Consider the following 14,088-nt stretch of genomic DNA (forward strand, 5'->3'; position numbering starts at 1 on the left):
TCCCACCCCCGACGTCACCAACACCGAGATTGCCGGTTTCCAGAACGTGCAGCCGGGCAGCGAGGAGGATTTTATCCTCAATGTCGGCCGCCGCACCTATTTCACGCAAGGTTCGGCCGCGCTCGATTCTGTCGCCAAGGCCACCCTTGACACCCAGATCGCCTGGTTAGCAAAGCATCCGCGCTGGCTGCTCAAGCTGCAGGGTTTCGCCGACGATCCAGGCGCAAGTGAAACGGCGCTGTCGAAGCAGCGCGCCGATGCGGTGATGGACTACCTCGCCGCCGGCGGCATAGACGCAACCGCATGTGGGCCAAGGGCTACGGCAAGGACAGGCTCGTCCGCGACTGCCCCGACGCCGCCTGCAGGTCGCAGAACCGCCGCGTTGTGTCCAATTTGCGCGATGAGAGGGACGAGTCGTAGGCGCTGCTGTTTTGCTTGTCACCAAATCAGAGTCTCACAACGCGACGGCGGCATGGCTGCTTTGCGTCTCACTGGTCAACGATGCCTCCTAAACAGGCCGGCTAGGCTACCACCGCCCGGATCTGGCGCAATCGCTTGCGCCAGATCCGAGCCAGAGGTCTCGAATTTGCAGAAGTGGGACCAGCCATTTCAAGCGTCCGGCGTTAGCGCCTGCTGGACCAGCAATGTGTCTACATACTGCGTCATGCTGGCGATCTTTCCATCTCTGATCTCGTAGAGATGGGCAAAGGCGGCGTGCATCGGCTTGCCTGTTGGCTTGTAGGTTCCGGAGTAGACCCCGAAGGCGGCGACACTGTCGCCGTCTTCGAGATAGATGTGAACGTCGGCGCGATAGCCGATCCATTCCGTGGCGAGGCGCCGGAAGACGCCGGCGATGATCGCTTCCGCGCCGACATATGTCCCGGCGTATGGGAAACCCTCGGCTTCGGTCCACCGCGCGTCGGGGGCGAGAGCGGCCAGCAGGTTGCGTCCGTTGTCTTCCGAGGCCCCCTCGTAGGTGGCGCGGATCAGATCGAGATTGGCTCCCATCTCAGCCCCACTTCATTTCGCCGGTGGCAACCTTGGAGCCGATGTCGAGCGCGACCCCCATGCCGAGGCCGGGGTAGCGGGCTTCCATAGCGCTCTTGAGCGCGGCCGCGTCCTTGGCCTTGGCCAGTTCTTCCTCGAATGCAATGAGATAGGCCTTGGTGTGCTCAACGCCCGAGAGGTCGGTAGGGGTCTGTGGCGTCATATGACCGGCAACCACTATCGCCGGCTTGCGCGCCGCGATCTTTTCGAGATTGGCGATCCATGCCGCACGCTGTTCCTTAGTCGGCGTGTCGGCGGTCCAGACATGTACCCCGCCAAAGATCATGACGCCGCCGAACACCGCGTTCAGCGACGGCACGAAGAGATAGCGCCGATTGGCGAGGCCTTCGGCGCTGACGATCTCGATGGTCTCGCCATCGACGGTGAGCGTCTTGTCGTCGAACGCTTCGGGGATGACGACATCGGCGAGCGCCTGTGGGCCGTTCTCCTTGAGCTGCGGCCCCCAGGCGGCGAGCTTCTTGTCGACACTGCCCTTGATGGCGGTCACCGTCTCGGAGGCAGCGATCACGCGTGCGTCGGGGAAAGCCTCCTTGATCGGCTTCAGGCTGAAATAGTAGTCCGGGTCGGACTGGCTGATATAGATAGTGGTGAGCTTCTTTCCCATCGCCTTGATCGCCTCGGCCAGGGCCTTGCCATCGGGGAATGTGAAGCCGCCGTCGATCAGCACGGCTTCAGTGGCTCCGGAGACCAGAACAGGGGCCCGGAAGAAGCCGTTTTCCCCGGCGGGAAAATGCTTCCAGGAAAGTCGTGCGGCAGCATGGCCAAGCCCTGCGGGAACAAAGACGGCAGCGGCGCCGGCGGCGAGGGTCGTTTTCAAGATGGTTCTCCTGGTAAACATGGATGTCTCCTTGATTTTGGTTTCAGGGCATGGATTTCAGATATGGCGGGGTGCTAGGGAAGCAGGCCTTTTGCACCGGCATTCGCAACGGCGCCGTCATCCGGCAGCATGCCGCCACTGGCGCCGATCGCTCCGACGACCTTGTTGTCGACGATCAGCGGTACGCCGCCTTCGACCGGAAAGGCGCCCGGCACCCCAAGCAAACTGATCTGGTTTTGAGTGACGATCAGATCCTGGATGGCCTTGGTCGGAGACCTGATCCCGTTGGCCGCCTTGGCCTTTCCAATCGCCGCATCGATCGTGCCGATGCCGGCCTGGTTGCCGCGTTCCAGATAGACAAGGTTGCTCCCGGAATCGACGATGGCAATGGTCATGTCGAGGTTGCGCTTGCGCATCTCCGTCGCGGCGGCTTGCGCCGCCTGCTTGGCCAGCTCGATGCTGATGGGAGCGCCATAGGGCAGGTTCTGGGCAAAGCCGGGTGTGCCGGTCAGAAGAACCGAAAGGGCAAGAACTACGCACGGGATTTGTTTGGTCGTCATTTCACGGCCTGTGCTGGTCTGGGGTAACGCGAGCGAACGTCTTGATGGGCGAAAATATGCCACGCGCGGATCGATTGATAAGACCAACAAAATAGACATAATGTATGCTATGGCCATACAATACGGCTGGAGCCGATCTGCTTTGGGCTATGCATGAACCTCAATAGGCTGGCGTACTTCGCGGCGGTCGTCGATGCCGGCTCCTTCACCCAGGCCGCCGAGCGGCTGGGCATCACCAAGGCGGTTGTGAGCCAGCAGGTCGCGCGGCTGGAGCGCGATGTGGGAACGACGCTGCTGATCCGCACGACGCGACGAGTCCAACCGACAGAGGCGGGTCGGGCATTGCATGCCCGTTGCCTCCTGATCCTGCGCGAGGCGGAGGATGCCTTTGGCGAGCTTGAGCAGGCCGCCGCCGAGCCGGCCGGCACGCTGCGGATCACAGCACCAAACGACTACGGCACGTGTGCGGTCGTCCCGGTGGTGACCGCCTTCAGCGCGCGTTACCCCGCCTGTCGCGTGGAATTGGAACTTGGTGACGAGATGATCAACCTCGTTTCCGGCAGGATGGACTTAGCGATCCGCGTCGGCTGGCTTGCCGATTCCAGCCTCCAGGCGCGACGGATCGGCACCTTCCGGCAACTCTTGGTATGCGGCGTGGGCTTCGCTGGGCAGATGACGGCTACCGAACCGGAAGGTCTTGCCCGGCTGCCCTTCGTCGCCAACACGGCGCTGCGTGAGCCGCTGCTGTGGCAATTTTCGCGTGGCGACCTCGAACATCACGCCGTGCACATGCAGGCAACAATCTCGATCAATGCCACACCGGCAGTTCTGTCGGCCGTCCGCACCGGCGGTGGCCTGTCGGTTCTGCCGGATTTCCTGGTGAGCGATGACCTGGCCGCGGGCCGCCTCGTCCACGTCTTGCCCGAATGGGTGCTGCCCTCCGGAGGCATCTACACGGTCTACCCCGCTGCGCGGTTCCGGCCACCCAAGGTAACCAGGTTCGTCGAGATTCTCATGGCGGCTGAGCGGCAGACGGGTTCAAGTCCGCAGGGTCGGGCACACGCGCCCTAGCAAGCTGTTGGAGAATCGCTTTGCAGACAACGACTCATCGTTGCAGACCTGTGGCGAGTTCATTCTAAACTTCACTGGTTCGGCCAAAGTAAGATATGCGTACGCCCGCTTTGCCCATCGGCGCGGCCCATCTGGTCTCAGATTGCCGGGACAAAGTGCCCGAGAACTCCGCCCGGCCATGCGGCTCGACCGTGCCGGGCCTAACCGACGAGCTGTCTGTGAACTAGCCCGCCGGTGATGCGCTGGTCGGTCACGCCCTACAGCCGGACGAACTCGTCGAGCTGCAGGCGTATTCGCTGGCCTTCCGCGAAGGCTAGGGCGAGCGATTCTAGTTCGAATGATCGGGTTAGTCCCTGATCTTCCTCGACCACACGGACGAACCATTCGCCACAGGCTTCGACCACTTCGATGCAAGGATGACCCTTGCCGTTGGGTATGTCACTATCCATCGCATTGCCTCCCGCAATATGAGGACAATCGCGAATTTATATGAGTGCTCAAATCGACCACAAGGCTTGGTACAGATCGTACAAATCGCAAGGAGCGCAACCTGGTTGGAAGCCTGATTCGATCGACGGTGAAGATGGTCTAGTCGTTATAGCCTAGATATGCCTTCACCCGCCCCAGATCGCGCCCATCCGAATTTCTGGAGCTGTAGTCCCAGTCGATCTCCCAAAACCCTGTTTTCTCCATGGCCTCGGTTGCCCGGACCCGCTCCGACATGTCGGGAAATAGCTCTTTCAGAAGTGCATTGACAGCTTCGACTCCGCCCTCGCGGTAGGCCTGCTTATAGATATCGTCGGTCATTTGCGCGCCTTCCCAAAAAACAGCAATCGCGCCAGGTGAGCACTAAAGACGACCGGCTTGTGTCTGATGACGGCGAGTGTGAAACCACGACATCGTCATACATTGGGTGTTGCGACCCCCTCAAGCGCAATGATCCTGGTGTTGGCGCAACGCTTGCGAATTTCGATAAGGCGGGCGTATTCCGGCGAATTATACCAGCCCATCAATGACGCCATGTCGGGGAATTCGATAATAACCAAACGGTGTGGCTCCCAATCGCCTTCCAAAACCTTAGTCGCACCGCCACGACCCAGGTATCGACCACCGTAACGCTCTTCGGTGGCAGGCACATCCCGCCGGTATTCCTCGAACTCGGCAGCGTCTTTTATGTCTACATCCGCGATCAAATAGGCCGCCATTTGTGCTCCCTCACTCTAGCAGGGGCGAACCTTGCGCGCTCCAAGCTTAGCCCTAGGACGCCAGCCGCGCATGGCGTTTTCACGTTTCGATTACATTAGCACGAATGCATATTTATGCTAGCCGAGTGCGCGGTTGGCGCCGCTCTCCTGTTGTCTTCGGTGACGAGCGAACGCAGCATTCCGGACCTCACCGAAGGGGATGAAGCGGCCGGCGACGCGATGCGTCAATGTGGACGCGTGAAGCGCTTGCGCGGCGAGGAAGATTTGCGGCACGCCTCGCAGCAAGATTTCAGTGAAGAACCGTAAGGGCCGACTTGCCGGCTAGCCCAAGATTAGGAATATAATCCTCTAGTTGCGGCGAAACCCTTATATGGAGATCACTACTATGGCCAGGACCAAATCATCCAAACAGCTCTAACCGGCTGAAATCGAGTGCTTTCTGGTGGCAGCGGAAGCGCTGCACAAGAGCATCGTGAAGCCGCTTCTATCGCCTATGAGCGAGCATTACCGGGCGTTGCAAAACACCCATGAGGCGCTGTTGAAGACGATCAAGGATATCACCGGCAAGGATGCGCCGTTCATTCAGTGGAACGGGACAGGCCCGGTGCGATCAACGCCGGCCAAACCGGCTTGACGGAACATTAGCAATCTCTAACTATTTGTGCTGTGGTAGCGCGATGCTCATCCCATCGTTGCTGAAGATCGGGGATCTTCACCGGCTCCCGATCGGCCCGCGCCTCCCGCAAGCGGCGCGGGCTTTCCTTGCACAGAGAGAGCGGCGACAAGAGGTGCGGATCGAGGAAATCACGCCGAAGCCGAAAAGACGCTAGGACCTGCCGGCACCATCTCCTAGTTGTTTGATCCCAAGCTTTGATGGTGCATTCTCTTCTTCCGAATCGAAGGAGGCACTATGGGCCAGGTTCTTTCACGGCAGCGCCACGACGACAGAGGCAGTCCGTCGAGCAAAACGCGGCAAGAACGCCGCCCCGATCTCACCTCAAGCGCATCGACGCGCTGTTTGACATCGAGCGCGGGATCAACGGGCTTGCCGCCCACGAACGGCTGCAACGACGCCGGCAGGAAAGCCGTCTTCTCGCCACCGAACTTGAGGCCTGGCTGCGAACCGAGAGGGCCAAACTGTCGCGCAGTTCTCCGGTTGCCGAGCCTAGGACGCTGGCGTTTGGCAGATACGAGGAGCATTGTGGTAACGGTTAATGTCAGCCGCCGCCGAAAGGGGCGAGGAGTCGGCGACGGGGTGGAGAGTAAATAGGAGGTGGGATGCTGGAATCCCTCTATCTCAACCTCGGGCAGCACGACTCGCTCTCTGACATAGAGAAGGCGCTTTTGAAGGGCGCCATGTCATTTGAAAAAGAGTACGCGACCGGGCAGGATCTGGTGTCGGAGGGGTCAAGGCCCACTTATAGCACGCTTATTCTAGATGGCTTGGCTGCTCGGTACAAAGTGCTGGACGACGGCGGACGTCAGTTCACCTCCTTGCAGGTGCCTGGCGATTTCGTTGATCTCCACGCCTTCCTCTTAAAGACCATGGACCATGGGATCATCGCGCTGTCGCCTTGCCATGTGGTCGTTGCCGAGCACAGCCGCTTGCGTGTCATTACGGAGGAAGCCCCCCACCTGACGCGCCTGCTTTGGCTGGACACTCTCGTTGACGGAGCCATCCATAGGGAGTGGATTGTCGCCTTGGGAAGGCGGTCAAAGACTTCCCATCTTGCGCATCTTGTTTGCGAACTTTTCGTTCGGCTTCAAGTTGTGAAGCGCACCAACGGCATGAGTTTTCGCCTCCCAATTTCACAAGTCGAGCTCGCTGACGTGCTCGGGCTGTCTGTAGTGCATATGAACCGGGTTCTCGGGGCCTTGCGGAGGGCCGGTGTCATAGGCTGGGCGAACCACATAGTGACTGTTTTGGATTGGGATCGATTGGTGGACATCGCCGAATTCGATCCCACCTACCTCAGCATGAATCATGAACCGCGATGAGAGCCATTCAGAGGAGCGTCGAGACCCAGACTCTAGGGCCGAGTAGGTGAATTGAACTGCCGGAGGCGCCGGTTCCTGGTTCAACGCCCTGCCGGCCGGTCAGGCGATGCTTGTGCTGTTGGAAAATAGCGTGCCTGCCGACGTTGCGGCCCGCCTTACGGCGGCACGGCCGCTAGCCGAACAGGAGGACGGCCGGATCGTCGGCGATGCGCCACCGCCGGAAGCGCTGAAGGCGATGCTGGGCGGAACGACAGATGCACCTGAAAGGGCTCGTGGTGCAACCTTTTGAGAAACGAGAAATGGGGACTGGAAAGCAAATGCTGATCGCCTTGCGGCGGCTAGTTTTCGCGGCGATGGAATTTCGCTTCGGATTATTTAACAGCCACGGGTGGCGCGCAATGCTGGCATCTTGTCGTCCCGCCACGCAAACGTCAGCTTTTCGCTCTAGCACGGCCTTTGACTGTAATGCTGATCAACGTTCGTTCCTGGCGCGCGAACGGTTATTCACGTCCACCTTTAACGGCGGCCAATTGGGCAGGGAAGGCGGGTATCTCTGCCGCCAAACAGCCTGCCCAAGACGACCGGCAAAATTGATTTTTATCGCCCGTCGCATGGTAGTGGGGGATGGTATGGGAGATTGGTAAGTCCCTAGTTTCAAAGGGAGTTCAGATCGAAACGTGACACGTCGTGATCCAGAGTTCCGGATGGGTATCGAGCGGGATCATTGTGGATCAGACCACTGTGGACATATTCAGGTTATTTATCAATCACTTGTAACTTTCTTCTGGAAAGGTGGTGGAACCGCCTCTCTGCGACTCTGGCGGTGCCGTCTCTTCCCGCGGCAGTTCGCGTGTGGGTTTGCAGGCGACGAGGATCGATCTCTCCCAGCGATCCAACTCACCGCTCGGATAGAGGATTGCTTTGCCGATCTTGAGGAAGGATGGCCCGATCCGCAAGCAACGCCAGTTTCGAAGAGTCCCGTCGCTTCCCTGTCCGCGATAGCGAGCGATGACTTCTTCAGGGGTGAGGAAGTTCGGGTCAGGCATGGGCGTTACAAATAGCAGAGTTGTGCAACAGATTGTTGCACCCGCGACCCCGTCGATAAAGACCTGAGGAGAAATGCCGGCGGCGTCACCGCGGACTTCTCGTCGTGACCCGAAGCTGTCAAGAGAGTTCAATGACCGCTTTGCGCCAAATCGGCCGTTAGGGGCGGTCCTATCCGCGCCGATAAGCGGACGTCGATGAACGACATGAACCGCCCCGGTTTTGTCGCGCTCGGCCTTCTTCACCCACTCATGCAGCGTCTGCGCCGTGCAGCCGATCTTGGCGGCGATCGACGAGACCGCCGCCCACCGCGAGGCATGCTCGCCTTCGTGATCCAGAACCAGCCGCACCGCACGGGCTCGGACCTCGGGAGAGAACTTGTTGGTCGTCTTGCTTGTCATGGCTCCACCTTCCCAGGAGTTGGAGCCTCCGATCAACCCGGGGCGGTTCATATCTCTCACCGTATCGCCTATTGATCGCCAGCGCCTGACGGTGCTGATCAAGGATCGCAATGCGCAGCAGAAGCATGTCTGGCGGGGCGAGATTATTCTGCTGAGCAGCGACGGCGCGGGCACTGTCGAGATCATGCGGCAACCGGCAAGTCTAAGAGCGTGACCCGAAACTCGGGATTGGGGTGGGATTGAATGGCCGCATCCGTTGTGATTCGCTTGAGTTGTCTAGGGCGTGTACTCATAAAATGCGGGAACCGCTTAGTCGCCGTTACCTGATGACAAAAATGTCGTACATCAGGTGAGCCCCTTCGCCTCTTTTGATTTCAAGCATTTTGCCGATGGCCTGGACTCCGTTGAGCCAGCCGTACCGCTCCGATTTGGTTTCAAATGTCGGAGCAGTGATCAAATAGCAATCGCCCGTTCGCAGCATTTCTCCTTTTAGATACCGCTCCCGAACCTCCTTCTGACAATGAAAAATGCCGTTGTAGGAAACGAATATGATTTGGTCGTCGTCAGTTTGAACCGTGAGCCGCACGTCGAGCCGAAATACACCGTCGCCCATATTTCTCAGCGCGTCGCTCGATGGCGGAATTATTTTTCCCTTGATCTGCGGACCTTCCACCCAGCCGTCCGGGTGGTTGACCACCCTTAGCGTGTCGTCAACTTGGTGTGCTTCGACGATTGGGACGTAGAGTGTCATGAGGTATTCGCCTTGAACCGAGGTCGTGGGGCCCCACCTCATTTTCGATCTCCAGTTGGCTCAAAGGGATTCTATTATTGCCCATTTCTGTCAGTCGAACATGCATTGGCCGAGTTTCGCAACACATTCGCCCCCAAGCGAACATGGCGGAATCATGAGTACACGCCCTAGACCGAGCGAGATCACACATGAGTTGGACGAAGGCCACTCGGTGGCAATATTGCCGCGCGGGGCAGCGAGATGCAAACGCATTGACGGACAAGGAATGGGAGTTGATCGAGCCGTTTCTGCCGAAAGCGAAGGCGACGGGACGTCCGCGGACAACTGAACTTCGAGCGGTGGTGGACGCGCTCCTCTATATCGCCTGGACCGGCTGCCAGTGGCGGGCGCTGCCGGATCGCTTCCCGCCCGTTTCGACGGTTCAACGCTATTTCTATGCCTGGCGGGACAATGAGCTGTGGAAGACCATAAACTTCCACTTGGTGGCCGCAGCACGCCTTGCTCTCGGTCGCGAGGCAAGTCCGAGCGCCGGCATCATCGATAGCCAATCGGCAAAGACCACGGACGTCACCGGTCTGCGTGGCTACGACGCCGGCAAGAAGATCAAAGGCCGCGAGCGCCATATCATCACCGACACCGAGGGGCATTTGGTCGGGCTGACGGTGCACACGGCCGATATCCAGGACAGGGATGGGGCAGTAGGCGTCATCGCTTCCTTCGACGGCCTTATCCTTGGTTGCGCCATCTGTTCGCCGACGGCGGCTATGCCGGAGAAAAGCTGACGCAGGCTCTGACCGATCTCGGCACGTGGACCATCGAAATCGTCAAGCGTTCCGACGATGCCAAGGGCTTTGAGGTGCTGCCTCGACGATGGGTCGTCGAGCGAACTTTCGCCTGGCTGGGACGTTGTCGCCGGCTCGCCAAGGACTTCGAGGTGACCATCGCCAGCGCCGAAGCGTGGATCTTCATCGCCTCCATCCGCCTTCTGCTTCGTCGAAAGGCAACTCTGCGTCGTGCATAGCCGAGTTTCGAGTCAGGCTCTAAGACCTGCGTGTGGCGGTGGCAGGAAACTGCGCAGCCCAAGACCGGACATTCCGGACGTCAGGAATGGGTCAGGACTTGCTGTAGAAGTTCTCCGAACGAAGGGTGGAGAAGGGTCATGGGTGTGAATTCGACCGCCTCGAACGAACTACTGCTTTTGTTGCGGAATGTTGCCATTCGTCTCGTCGGTCGGAACGAGCACGTTGCGCCATTTGCCGACCTTCATTGCGTTCTCCAAATCTGCCGTTCGCGCTACAGCCTGATACGACCCTGAAGCGACATTCGCCTTGAGGTCAACAGCGAGTCTCGTTGACTGGCTGCCGCATCGGCGCATAGTCGTCGACTAACGCGATGTCCCCCTTTGGGGAACAGTCGTATGAGGGAGGCCGGCCATGGAAGTCGCAGGTGGCGATCATGCCGACGTTCACGTCCCGTATATTCTCGTCCATTCCGATCGCGAGATCAGGCGTCTCAGCCATCAGGCGGGCATCATTAACCCGATCACGCGAAGAATCTTGCTTTCTGCGGGCATGAGTCCCGGGATGCGCGTGCTCGACGTCGGCTGTGGCGCGGGCGACGTTACATTCCTGGTTTCCGAGATGGTTGGCAGCGAAGGTCAGGTCATCGGCGCAGATCGGGCTCCAGCGGCCCTTGCGGCGGCGGAGCGGCGCGCGGCGGCGCATCCGATCCAGAATGTCAGCTTCTGTGAAGGCGATCCCGCGGCACTCTCGTTCGACCGACCGTTCGACGCCGTGATCGGCCGCTACGTTCTGATGTTTCAAGCCGATCCTGTGGCCATGCTGCGTGGCGTCGCTCGTCATCTCCGGCCTGGAGGGACCATTGTCTTCCATGAGCCAGATTGGGACGGCTGTCGATCCAGCCCGCCGGCGCCGACCTACGACGACTGCTGTCGATGGATCGTCGAGACGTTCCGGCGCAGCGGTATCGAGACCAATATGGGTCTCAAGCTCGATGCGGCATTCCGCGCGGCTGGATTGACCGCGCCCTCAATGCACTTGGAGGCTGTTGTTGGGGGAACCAAGAGCGGTTTCGACTGGTCACACCAGACCGCTGAACTCATTGTCACGATGCTGCCGGAAATCCAGAGCCGGGGAGTTGCGACGGCCGCTGAGGTCGATATTGAAACTTTGGGACAGCGCATGCAGCGGGAAATCGAGGCGGGTAGCGTGATCGTGAGCCGCTCGGAAGTGGGCGCCTGGTCGCGTGCACCGACCTAGCCATGACAAGACTGGAGCGACATGGTAGTCCGTACCAATCCTTTTCCTGGGTTCTGGGCGGCTGCCTCGCAGAAAAGACCAAGGCGAATGTCCGCTCACAGGCGCTACTTGCTCGTTCCCATCGACGAGACGAATGGCAACATTCCACCCCGGCCGGAGCTTCCCCGAGCCTCCTCAGGCAATCTGATGTCTGAACGCACCAACCGACCACGTGCGCCATGACCGGACGTTCCCGGCACCTCTCCAAAGCGGCCGTTCGCGCTAGCGGGAGTCGCTCCAAAGGGTAGTCCAACTTCTGGCGGTTTTCGTCCCACAGCCTAGCCACTGGACGGTTTTACTCCGCCCGCACACTCGGCACTTATGCCGTGGTCATCGGCTCGCACTGACTTGCGTCAGTAGACGGGGCAGCCGCGCTCGCGGCCGAACGTCAGATAGACGCGCTCACCATCGCGCGACCGACCGCGCACTTCGATAGTGCGACGACCCGCCGTGACGATGCGTGCCTGCCGGACGCCCATCCGCTCGGCCTTGTCGAGCGCTCGGTCCTCCGTGCAGCCGCGACGAACGACACGCTGCTCGACATAACGACCCTCGTAGCAGTCATCGTCTTCGTAAGGATCGCAACGTTCGCGCGTGCGGAGTTGCGGGCCATCGCGGCCGATGCTGAACTCGAATTCTTGTGCCGCGCTGGAGCCGGTAATCAGCGGCAAGCCCGAAATGCCCATTGCCAACGCAAGGGCGGAATTGATCAGGAAATTGCGCATGGTCGGTCCTCCGTTTAACACCACAACGATTTGGGAGAGCCTGGGTTTCAGAAGACCACGAGGTTTCTTGGGCGGCATGGGGATAATCTGGAACCGGCTATCGGCAGCGGTTTCAGATTTCGTTAGCAAAGTGCGACACGCAGCTCGGCCTGCGCTGAGCAAGGGCCGCTCTTACAGACCAGCTAGCTGATTGATCTTCGCTGCCATGATGAAATCGTTCTCGTGCAGGCCCCTGATCTTATGGGTCTGCAGCGAGATTTCCGCGTAGCCCCAGCCGAAGCAGATGTCCGGATGGTGCCCTTCCTCTTCCGCCAACCGGCCGACCCTGTCGACGAAGGTGAGTGCTTCCCGAAAATCCGCAAACTTAAATTTGCGGCGTATCAGGTGTCCCGCCTCCAGAATATTCCAGCCGGGCGTCTGAGAAAGATATCCGCCGGCTTCCTTCTCGGTCAGCGGCGGTATGCCGCCGCGGCAGGGCGTACAGGTTTTCTGGGCAATGTTCTCTGCCATGACAACTGTTATGGTGCAGGTATTGTGAACGGCAACCTCAAGCCCGAACAAAAGCGGTTTCCGCCGCCGATCCTGGCCGCCGGATTAGGTCAGTAAACGGCGAACTCGCGCCATAACCTGTCATTTGCAGCGCTTCTCCAAACCTGCCCTTCGCGCAACGGCCCAAGCGGACCCGTTGACGACCTTGGGCGTTGCAGACTTGAACCTCCAAATCGAGGTCGGGAACCTGACCTTCCGCGCAAGAGCATTCGGGAGTGCGCTCGCGTGAGGTCATTCACCACATTTGGCGGCGACCCGCAGATGCTTTTTCGTGTTATGATGGGCTTGCAACGCGCGTAATCTCGACCTCGGCAATATGGCAGAGGTCGAAAGCTATTGCCTTGGCACAGGAAGTTTTCGCCCCCAGCACTTGATCGCCTTCGAAACGCTGGGTGTGCTGCTTTCCCTGACTGACCCGGGGCGAGGAGGTTGTCCATGTCCACGAGTAGTGTCGACGGCCCGCTGCAGCCGGGCGACCGGGCACCGAATGTTGTGCTCAATGCGATCTCACGCGAAGGCAAGATCGCGCTCGATGATTTTCGAGGCCGTAGCCCGTTGTTGATCGGTTTGTTCCGAGGCCTGCACTGTCCGTTCTGCCGGCGCCATGTCGCGGCGATGGCGCAACTTAAGCCGGCCCTGCGTGAGAAAGGCGTCGAATGCCTGGCGGTGGTCAATACGCCGGTCGAGCGGGCGCGGCTCTATTTCCGTTACCACCCGGCACCCGATCTTCTCGCCGCATCCGACCCGGAGCGGGCCTCGCACCGTGCTTTCGGCTTGCGCGAGGTCGGGATGGACACGGTCATGGCGATACGGATCCATCTCCCGGGCGAGTTGCCCGAGCCTATGGACGTCATGGCAATGAACGAGTTTCTTAACAAGAAGGAAGGATATGAGATTACGGGAGCCGATCAGCAGGCGATGGTGGCTTCCGGCCAGGGGCAGCTTGTCGGTCAGTTCCTAATCGACCGGGCGGGCATCGTACGCTGGAACTTCACTGAAGTTCTGGAGGATGGCCTCAACACCTTCAGAGCGCCGAATCCCGAGGAATTGATGTCGGCAGCTTCCCAAGTTGCACATTAATAGGCTGCGGAAATGGGCTGCTGAAAACTCGCTCGCCGGCCACCGTCCTGTGGTGATCCTTTGGATTTAACCATCATCGAAATGCTAAGCGCGGGAGGTTAAGGTCTGCCCGTGGGCTCGTAGCGATTTCGATTCAACGGTCTGCGGACCCCCGATGCTAGAGTGAGCAAGCCGCATAGGCGGGGCGACGTCCGCTCCTTGCCGCAATCACGTCGTTCCGACAGGCGCGCATACGGCAAGTTTCCACCCAACCTAGTCCTCCAACGGCTTCTTCCGCGTGCAGAGCGGTTAAAAGCACGGGTCGCCTCGATTGCGCCATAAGCCGCCGTTCCCGACGGTTCTCCGAACGGGACGTTCACGCTCCGGCAGGTGTCGACCCTTTCCGGTCCTCGGCGGCGGACGCGACGAACGGCTCAATTGCTGAAGGGTTTCGGGTGCCGAGAGGCGTACGAAAGCCTCTCATGCAGGAACCCGCGGGCCACAGTTGATGGCTATGGGGAT

At 59.7% G+C, this 14,088-nt stretch carries 19 protein-coding genes and 4 pseudogenes; 12 read left to right on the forward strand and 11 right to left on the reverse strand.

Going from position 1 to position 14,088, the window contains the following annotated elements; translation table 11 throughout:
• Positions 1-420, forward strand: a pseudogene (locus NKH03_RS32455) (OmpA family protein); the annotation flags it as partial.
• A 189-nt stretch (positions 421-609) separates the two neighbouring features.
• Here NKH03_RS32455 and NKH03_RS32460 read toward each other — a convergent pair.
• The 3 genes from NKH03_RS32460 to NKH03_RS32470 are packed head-to-tail and all read right to left on the reverse strand — an operon-like array spanning position 610 to position 2,301.
• Positions 610-1,008 (reverse strand): nuclear transport factor 2 family protein, encoded by a 399-nt coding sequence (locus tag NKH03_RS32460; protein ID WP_352881380.1) that lies wholly within the window; start codon positions 1,006-1,008, stop codon positions 610-612.
• 1 nt (position 1,009) lies between these two features.
• Entirely contained in the window at positions 1,010-1,906 is an 897-nt protein-coding gene (locus NKH03_RS32465) for an MBL fold metallo-hydrolase (protein WP_352881378.1), read from the reverse strand.
• A 53-nt stretch (positions 1,907-1,959) separates the two neighbouring features.
• Positions 1,960-2,301, reverse strand: a complete 342-nt coding sequence (locus tag NKH03_RS32470; RefSeq protein ID WP_502913579.1) for a GlcG/HbpS family heme-binding protein — start codon at positions 2,299-2,301, stop codon at positions 1,960-1,962.
• Positions 2,302-2,598: 297 nt separating this feature from the next.
• Here NKH03_RS32470 and NKH03_RS32475 point away from each other — a divergent pair, with 297 nt between their 5' ends.
• A complete protein-coding gene (locus NKH03_RS32475) occupies positions 2,599-3,516 on the forward strand; it encodes a LysR family transcriptional regulator (RefSeq protein WP_352881372.1) in 918 nt (305 codons plus the stop codon).
• A gap of 257 nt (positions 3,517-3,773) precedes the next feature.
• Here the strand turns inward: NKH03_RS32475 and NKH03_RS32480 are convergent, their stop codons facing one another.
• From NKH03_RS32480 to NKH03_RS32490, 3 genes are all read right to left on the reverse strand, one after another.
• Positions 3,774-3,965, reverse strand: coding sequence for a hypothetical protein (locus tag NKH03_RS32480; protein ID WP_352881369.1), 192 nt, complete (start codon positions 3,963-3,965; stop codon positions 3,774-3,776).
• A gap of 139 nt (positions 3,966-4,104) precedes the next feature.
• Complete coding sequence (locus NKH03_RS32485) at positions 4,105-4,323, reverse strand: hypothetical protein (RefSeq protein ID WP_352872252.1); 219 nt, start codon at positions 4,321-4,323, stop codon at positions 4,105-4,107.
• 95 nt (positions 4,324-4,418) lie between these two features.
• On the reverse strand, positions 4,419-4,721 hold the full coding sequence (locus NKH03_RS32490) for a DUF1330 domain-containing protein (RefSeq protein WP_352872250.1): 303 nt from the start codon (positions 4,719-4,721) through the stop codon (positions 4,419-4,421).
• 150 nt (positions 4,722-4,871) lie between these two features.
• Between NKH03_RS32490 and NKH03_RS32495 the strand changes: the two genes are divergently transcribed.
• From NKH03_RS32495 to NKH03_RS32520, 6 genes and pseudogenes are all read left to right on the forward strand, one after another.
• Positions 4,872-5,027 (forward strand): hypothetical protein, encoded by a 156-nt coding sequence (locus tag NKH03_RS32495; RefSeq protein WP_352881366.1) that lies wholly within the window; start codon positions 4,872-4,874, stop codon positions 5,025-5,027.
• Between the two features lie 136 nt (positions 5,028-5,163).
• On the forward strand, positions 5,164-5,355 hold the full coding sequence (locus NKH03_RS32500) for a hypothetical protein (RefSeq protein WP_352881363.1): 192 nt from the start codon (positions 5,164-5,166) through the stop codon (positions 5,353-5,355).
• 328 nt (positions 5,356-5,683) lie between these two features.
• A pseudogene (locus NKH03_RS32505) lies at positions 5,684-5,888 on the forward strand (IS66 family transposase); the annotation flags it as partial.
• 111 nt (positions 5,889-5,999) lie between these two features.
• Complete coding sequence (locus NKH03_RS32510) at positions 6,000-6,719, forward strand: Crp/Fnr family transcriptional regulator (RefSeq protein ID WP_352881360.1); 720 nt, start codon at positions 6,000-6,002, stop codon at positions 6,717-6,719.
• 130 nt (positions 6,720-6,849) lie between these two features.
• Complete coding sequence (locus NKH03_RS32515) at positions 6,850-7,008, forward strand: hypothetical protein (RefSeq protein WP_352881357.1); 159 nt, start codon at positions 6,850-6,852, stop codon at positions 7,006-7,008.
• A gap of 28 nt (positions 7,009-7,036) precedes the next feature.
• The gene (locus tag NKH03_RS32520; protein WP_352881354.1) at positions 7,037-7,363 is read left to right on the forward strand and encodes a hypothetical protein; all 327 of its coding nucleotides are present in this window, start codon (positions 7,037-7,039) and stop codon (positions 7,361-7,363) included.
• Positions 7,364-7,486: 123 nt separating this feature from the next.
• On the opposite strand, the gene NKH03_RS32525 is transcribed toward NKH03_RS32520, so the two are convergent.
• Together NKH03_RS32525 and NKH03_RS32530 are read right to left on the reverse strand one after the other, a co-directional pair.
• Positions 7,487-7,765 (reverse strand): DNA-binding protein, encoded by a 279-nt coding sequence (locus NKH03_RS32525; protein WP_352881386.1) that lies wholly within the window; start codon positions 7,763-7,765, stop codon positions 7,487-7,489.
• A gap of 222 nt (positions 7,766-7,987) precedes the next feature.
• A pseudogene (locus NKH03_RS32530) lies at positions 7,988-8,164 on the reverse strand (transposase); the annotation flags it as partial.
• On the opposite strand from NKH03_RS32530, the pseudogene NKH03_RS32535 reads away from it, so the two are divergent.
• Positions 8,163-8,357, forward strand: a pseudogene (locus tag NKH03_RS32535) (hypothetical protein); the annotation flags it as partial. The pseudogenes NKH03_RS32530 and NKH03_RS32535 sit on opposite strands and share 2 nt — an antisense overlap.
• A gap of 126 nt (positions 8,358-8,483) precedes the next feature.
• Here the strand turns inward: NKH03_RS32535 and NKH03_RS32540 are convergent.
• On the reverse strand, positions 8,484-8,915 hold the full coding sequence (locus NKH03_RS32540) for a DUF3237 domain-containing protein (RefSeq protein WP_352881351.1): 432 nt from the start codon (positions 8,913-8,915) through the stop codon (positions 8,484-8,486).
• 188 nt (positions 8,916-9,103) lie between these two features.
• Here NKH03_RS32540 and NKH03_RS32545 point away from each other — a divergent pair.
• Positions 9,104-9,936, forward strand: a protein-coding gene (locus NKH03_RS32545) for an IS5 family transposase (protein WP_352972975.1) whose coding sequence is annotated in 2 segments (ribosomal slippage) — positions 9,104-9,632 and positions 9,632-9,936 — 834 coding nt in all. Because the reading frame shifts where the segments join, the coding sequence is not laid out codon by codon here.
• Positions 9,937-10,348: 412 nt separating this feature from the next.
• Positions 10,349-11,194 (forward strand): class I SAM-dependent methyltransferase, encoded by an 846-nt coding sequence (locus NKH03_RS32550; protein WP_352881347.1) that lies wholly within the window; start codon positions 10,349-10,351, stop codon positions 11,192-11,194.
• 392 nt (positions 11,195-11,586) lie between these two features.
• On the opposite strand, the gene NKH03_RS32555 is transcribed toward NKH03_RS32550, so the two are convergent.
• The gene (locus NKH03_RS32555) at positions 11,587-11,958 is read right to left on the reverse strand and encodes a hypothetical protein (RefSeq protein ID WP_352881345.1); all 372 of its coding nucleotides are present in this window, start codon (positions 11,956-11,958) and stop codon (positions 11,587-11,589) included.
• Between the two features lie 171 nt (positions 11,959-12,129).
• On the reverse strand, positions 12,130-12,468 hold the full coding sequence (locus NKH03_RS32560; RefSeq protein ID WP_352962060.1) for a 4a-hydroxytetrahydrobiopterin dehydratase: 339 nt from the start codon (positions 12,466-12,468) through the stop codon (positions 12,130-12,132).
• A gap of 474 nt (positions 12,469-12,942) precedes the next feature.
• Here NKH03_RS32560 and NKH03_RS32565 point away from each other — a divergent pair, with 474 nt between their 5' ends.
• Positions 12,943-13,587, forward strand: a complete 645-nt coding sequence (locus NKH03_RS32565) for a peroxiredoxin-like family protein (protein WP_352972976.1) — start codon at positions 12,943-12,945, stop codon at positions 13,585-13,587.
• Positions 13,588-14,088: the final 501 nt, after the last annotated feature.

This window comes from Mesorhizobium sp. M1406, assembly GCF_040317555.1.
Lineage (GTDB): Bacteria > Pseudomonadota > Alphaproteobacteria > Rhizobiales > Rhizobiaceae > Mesorhizobium.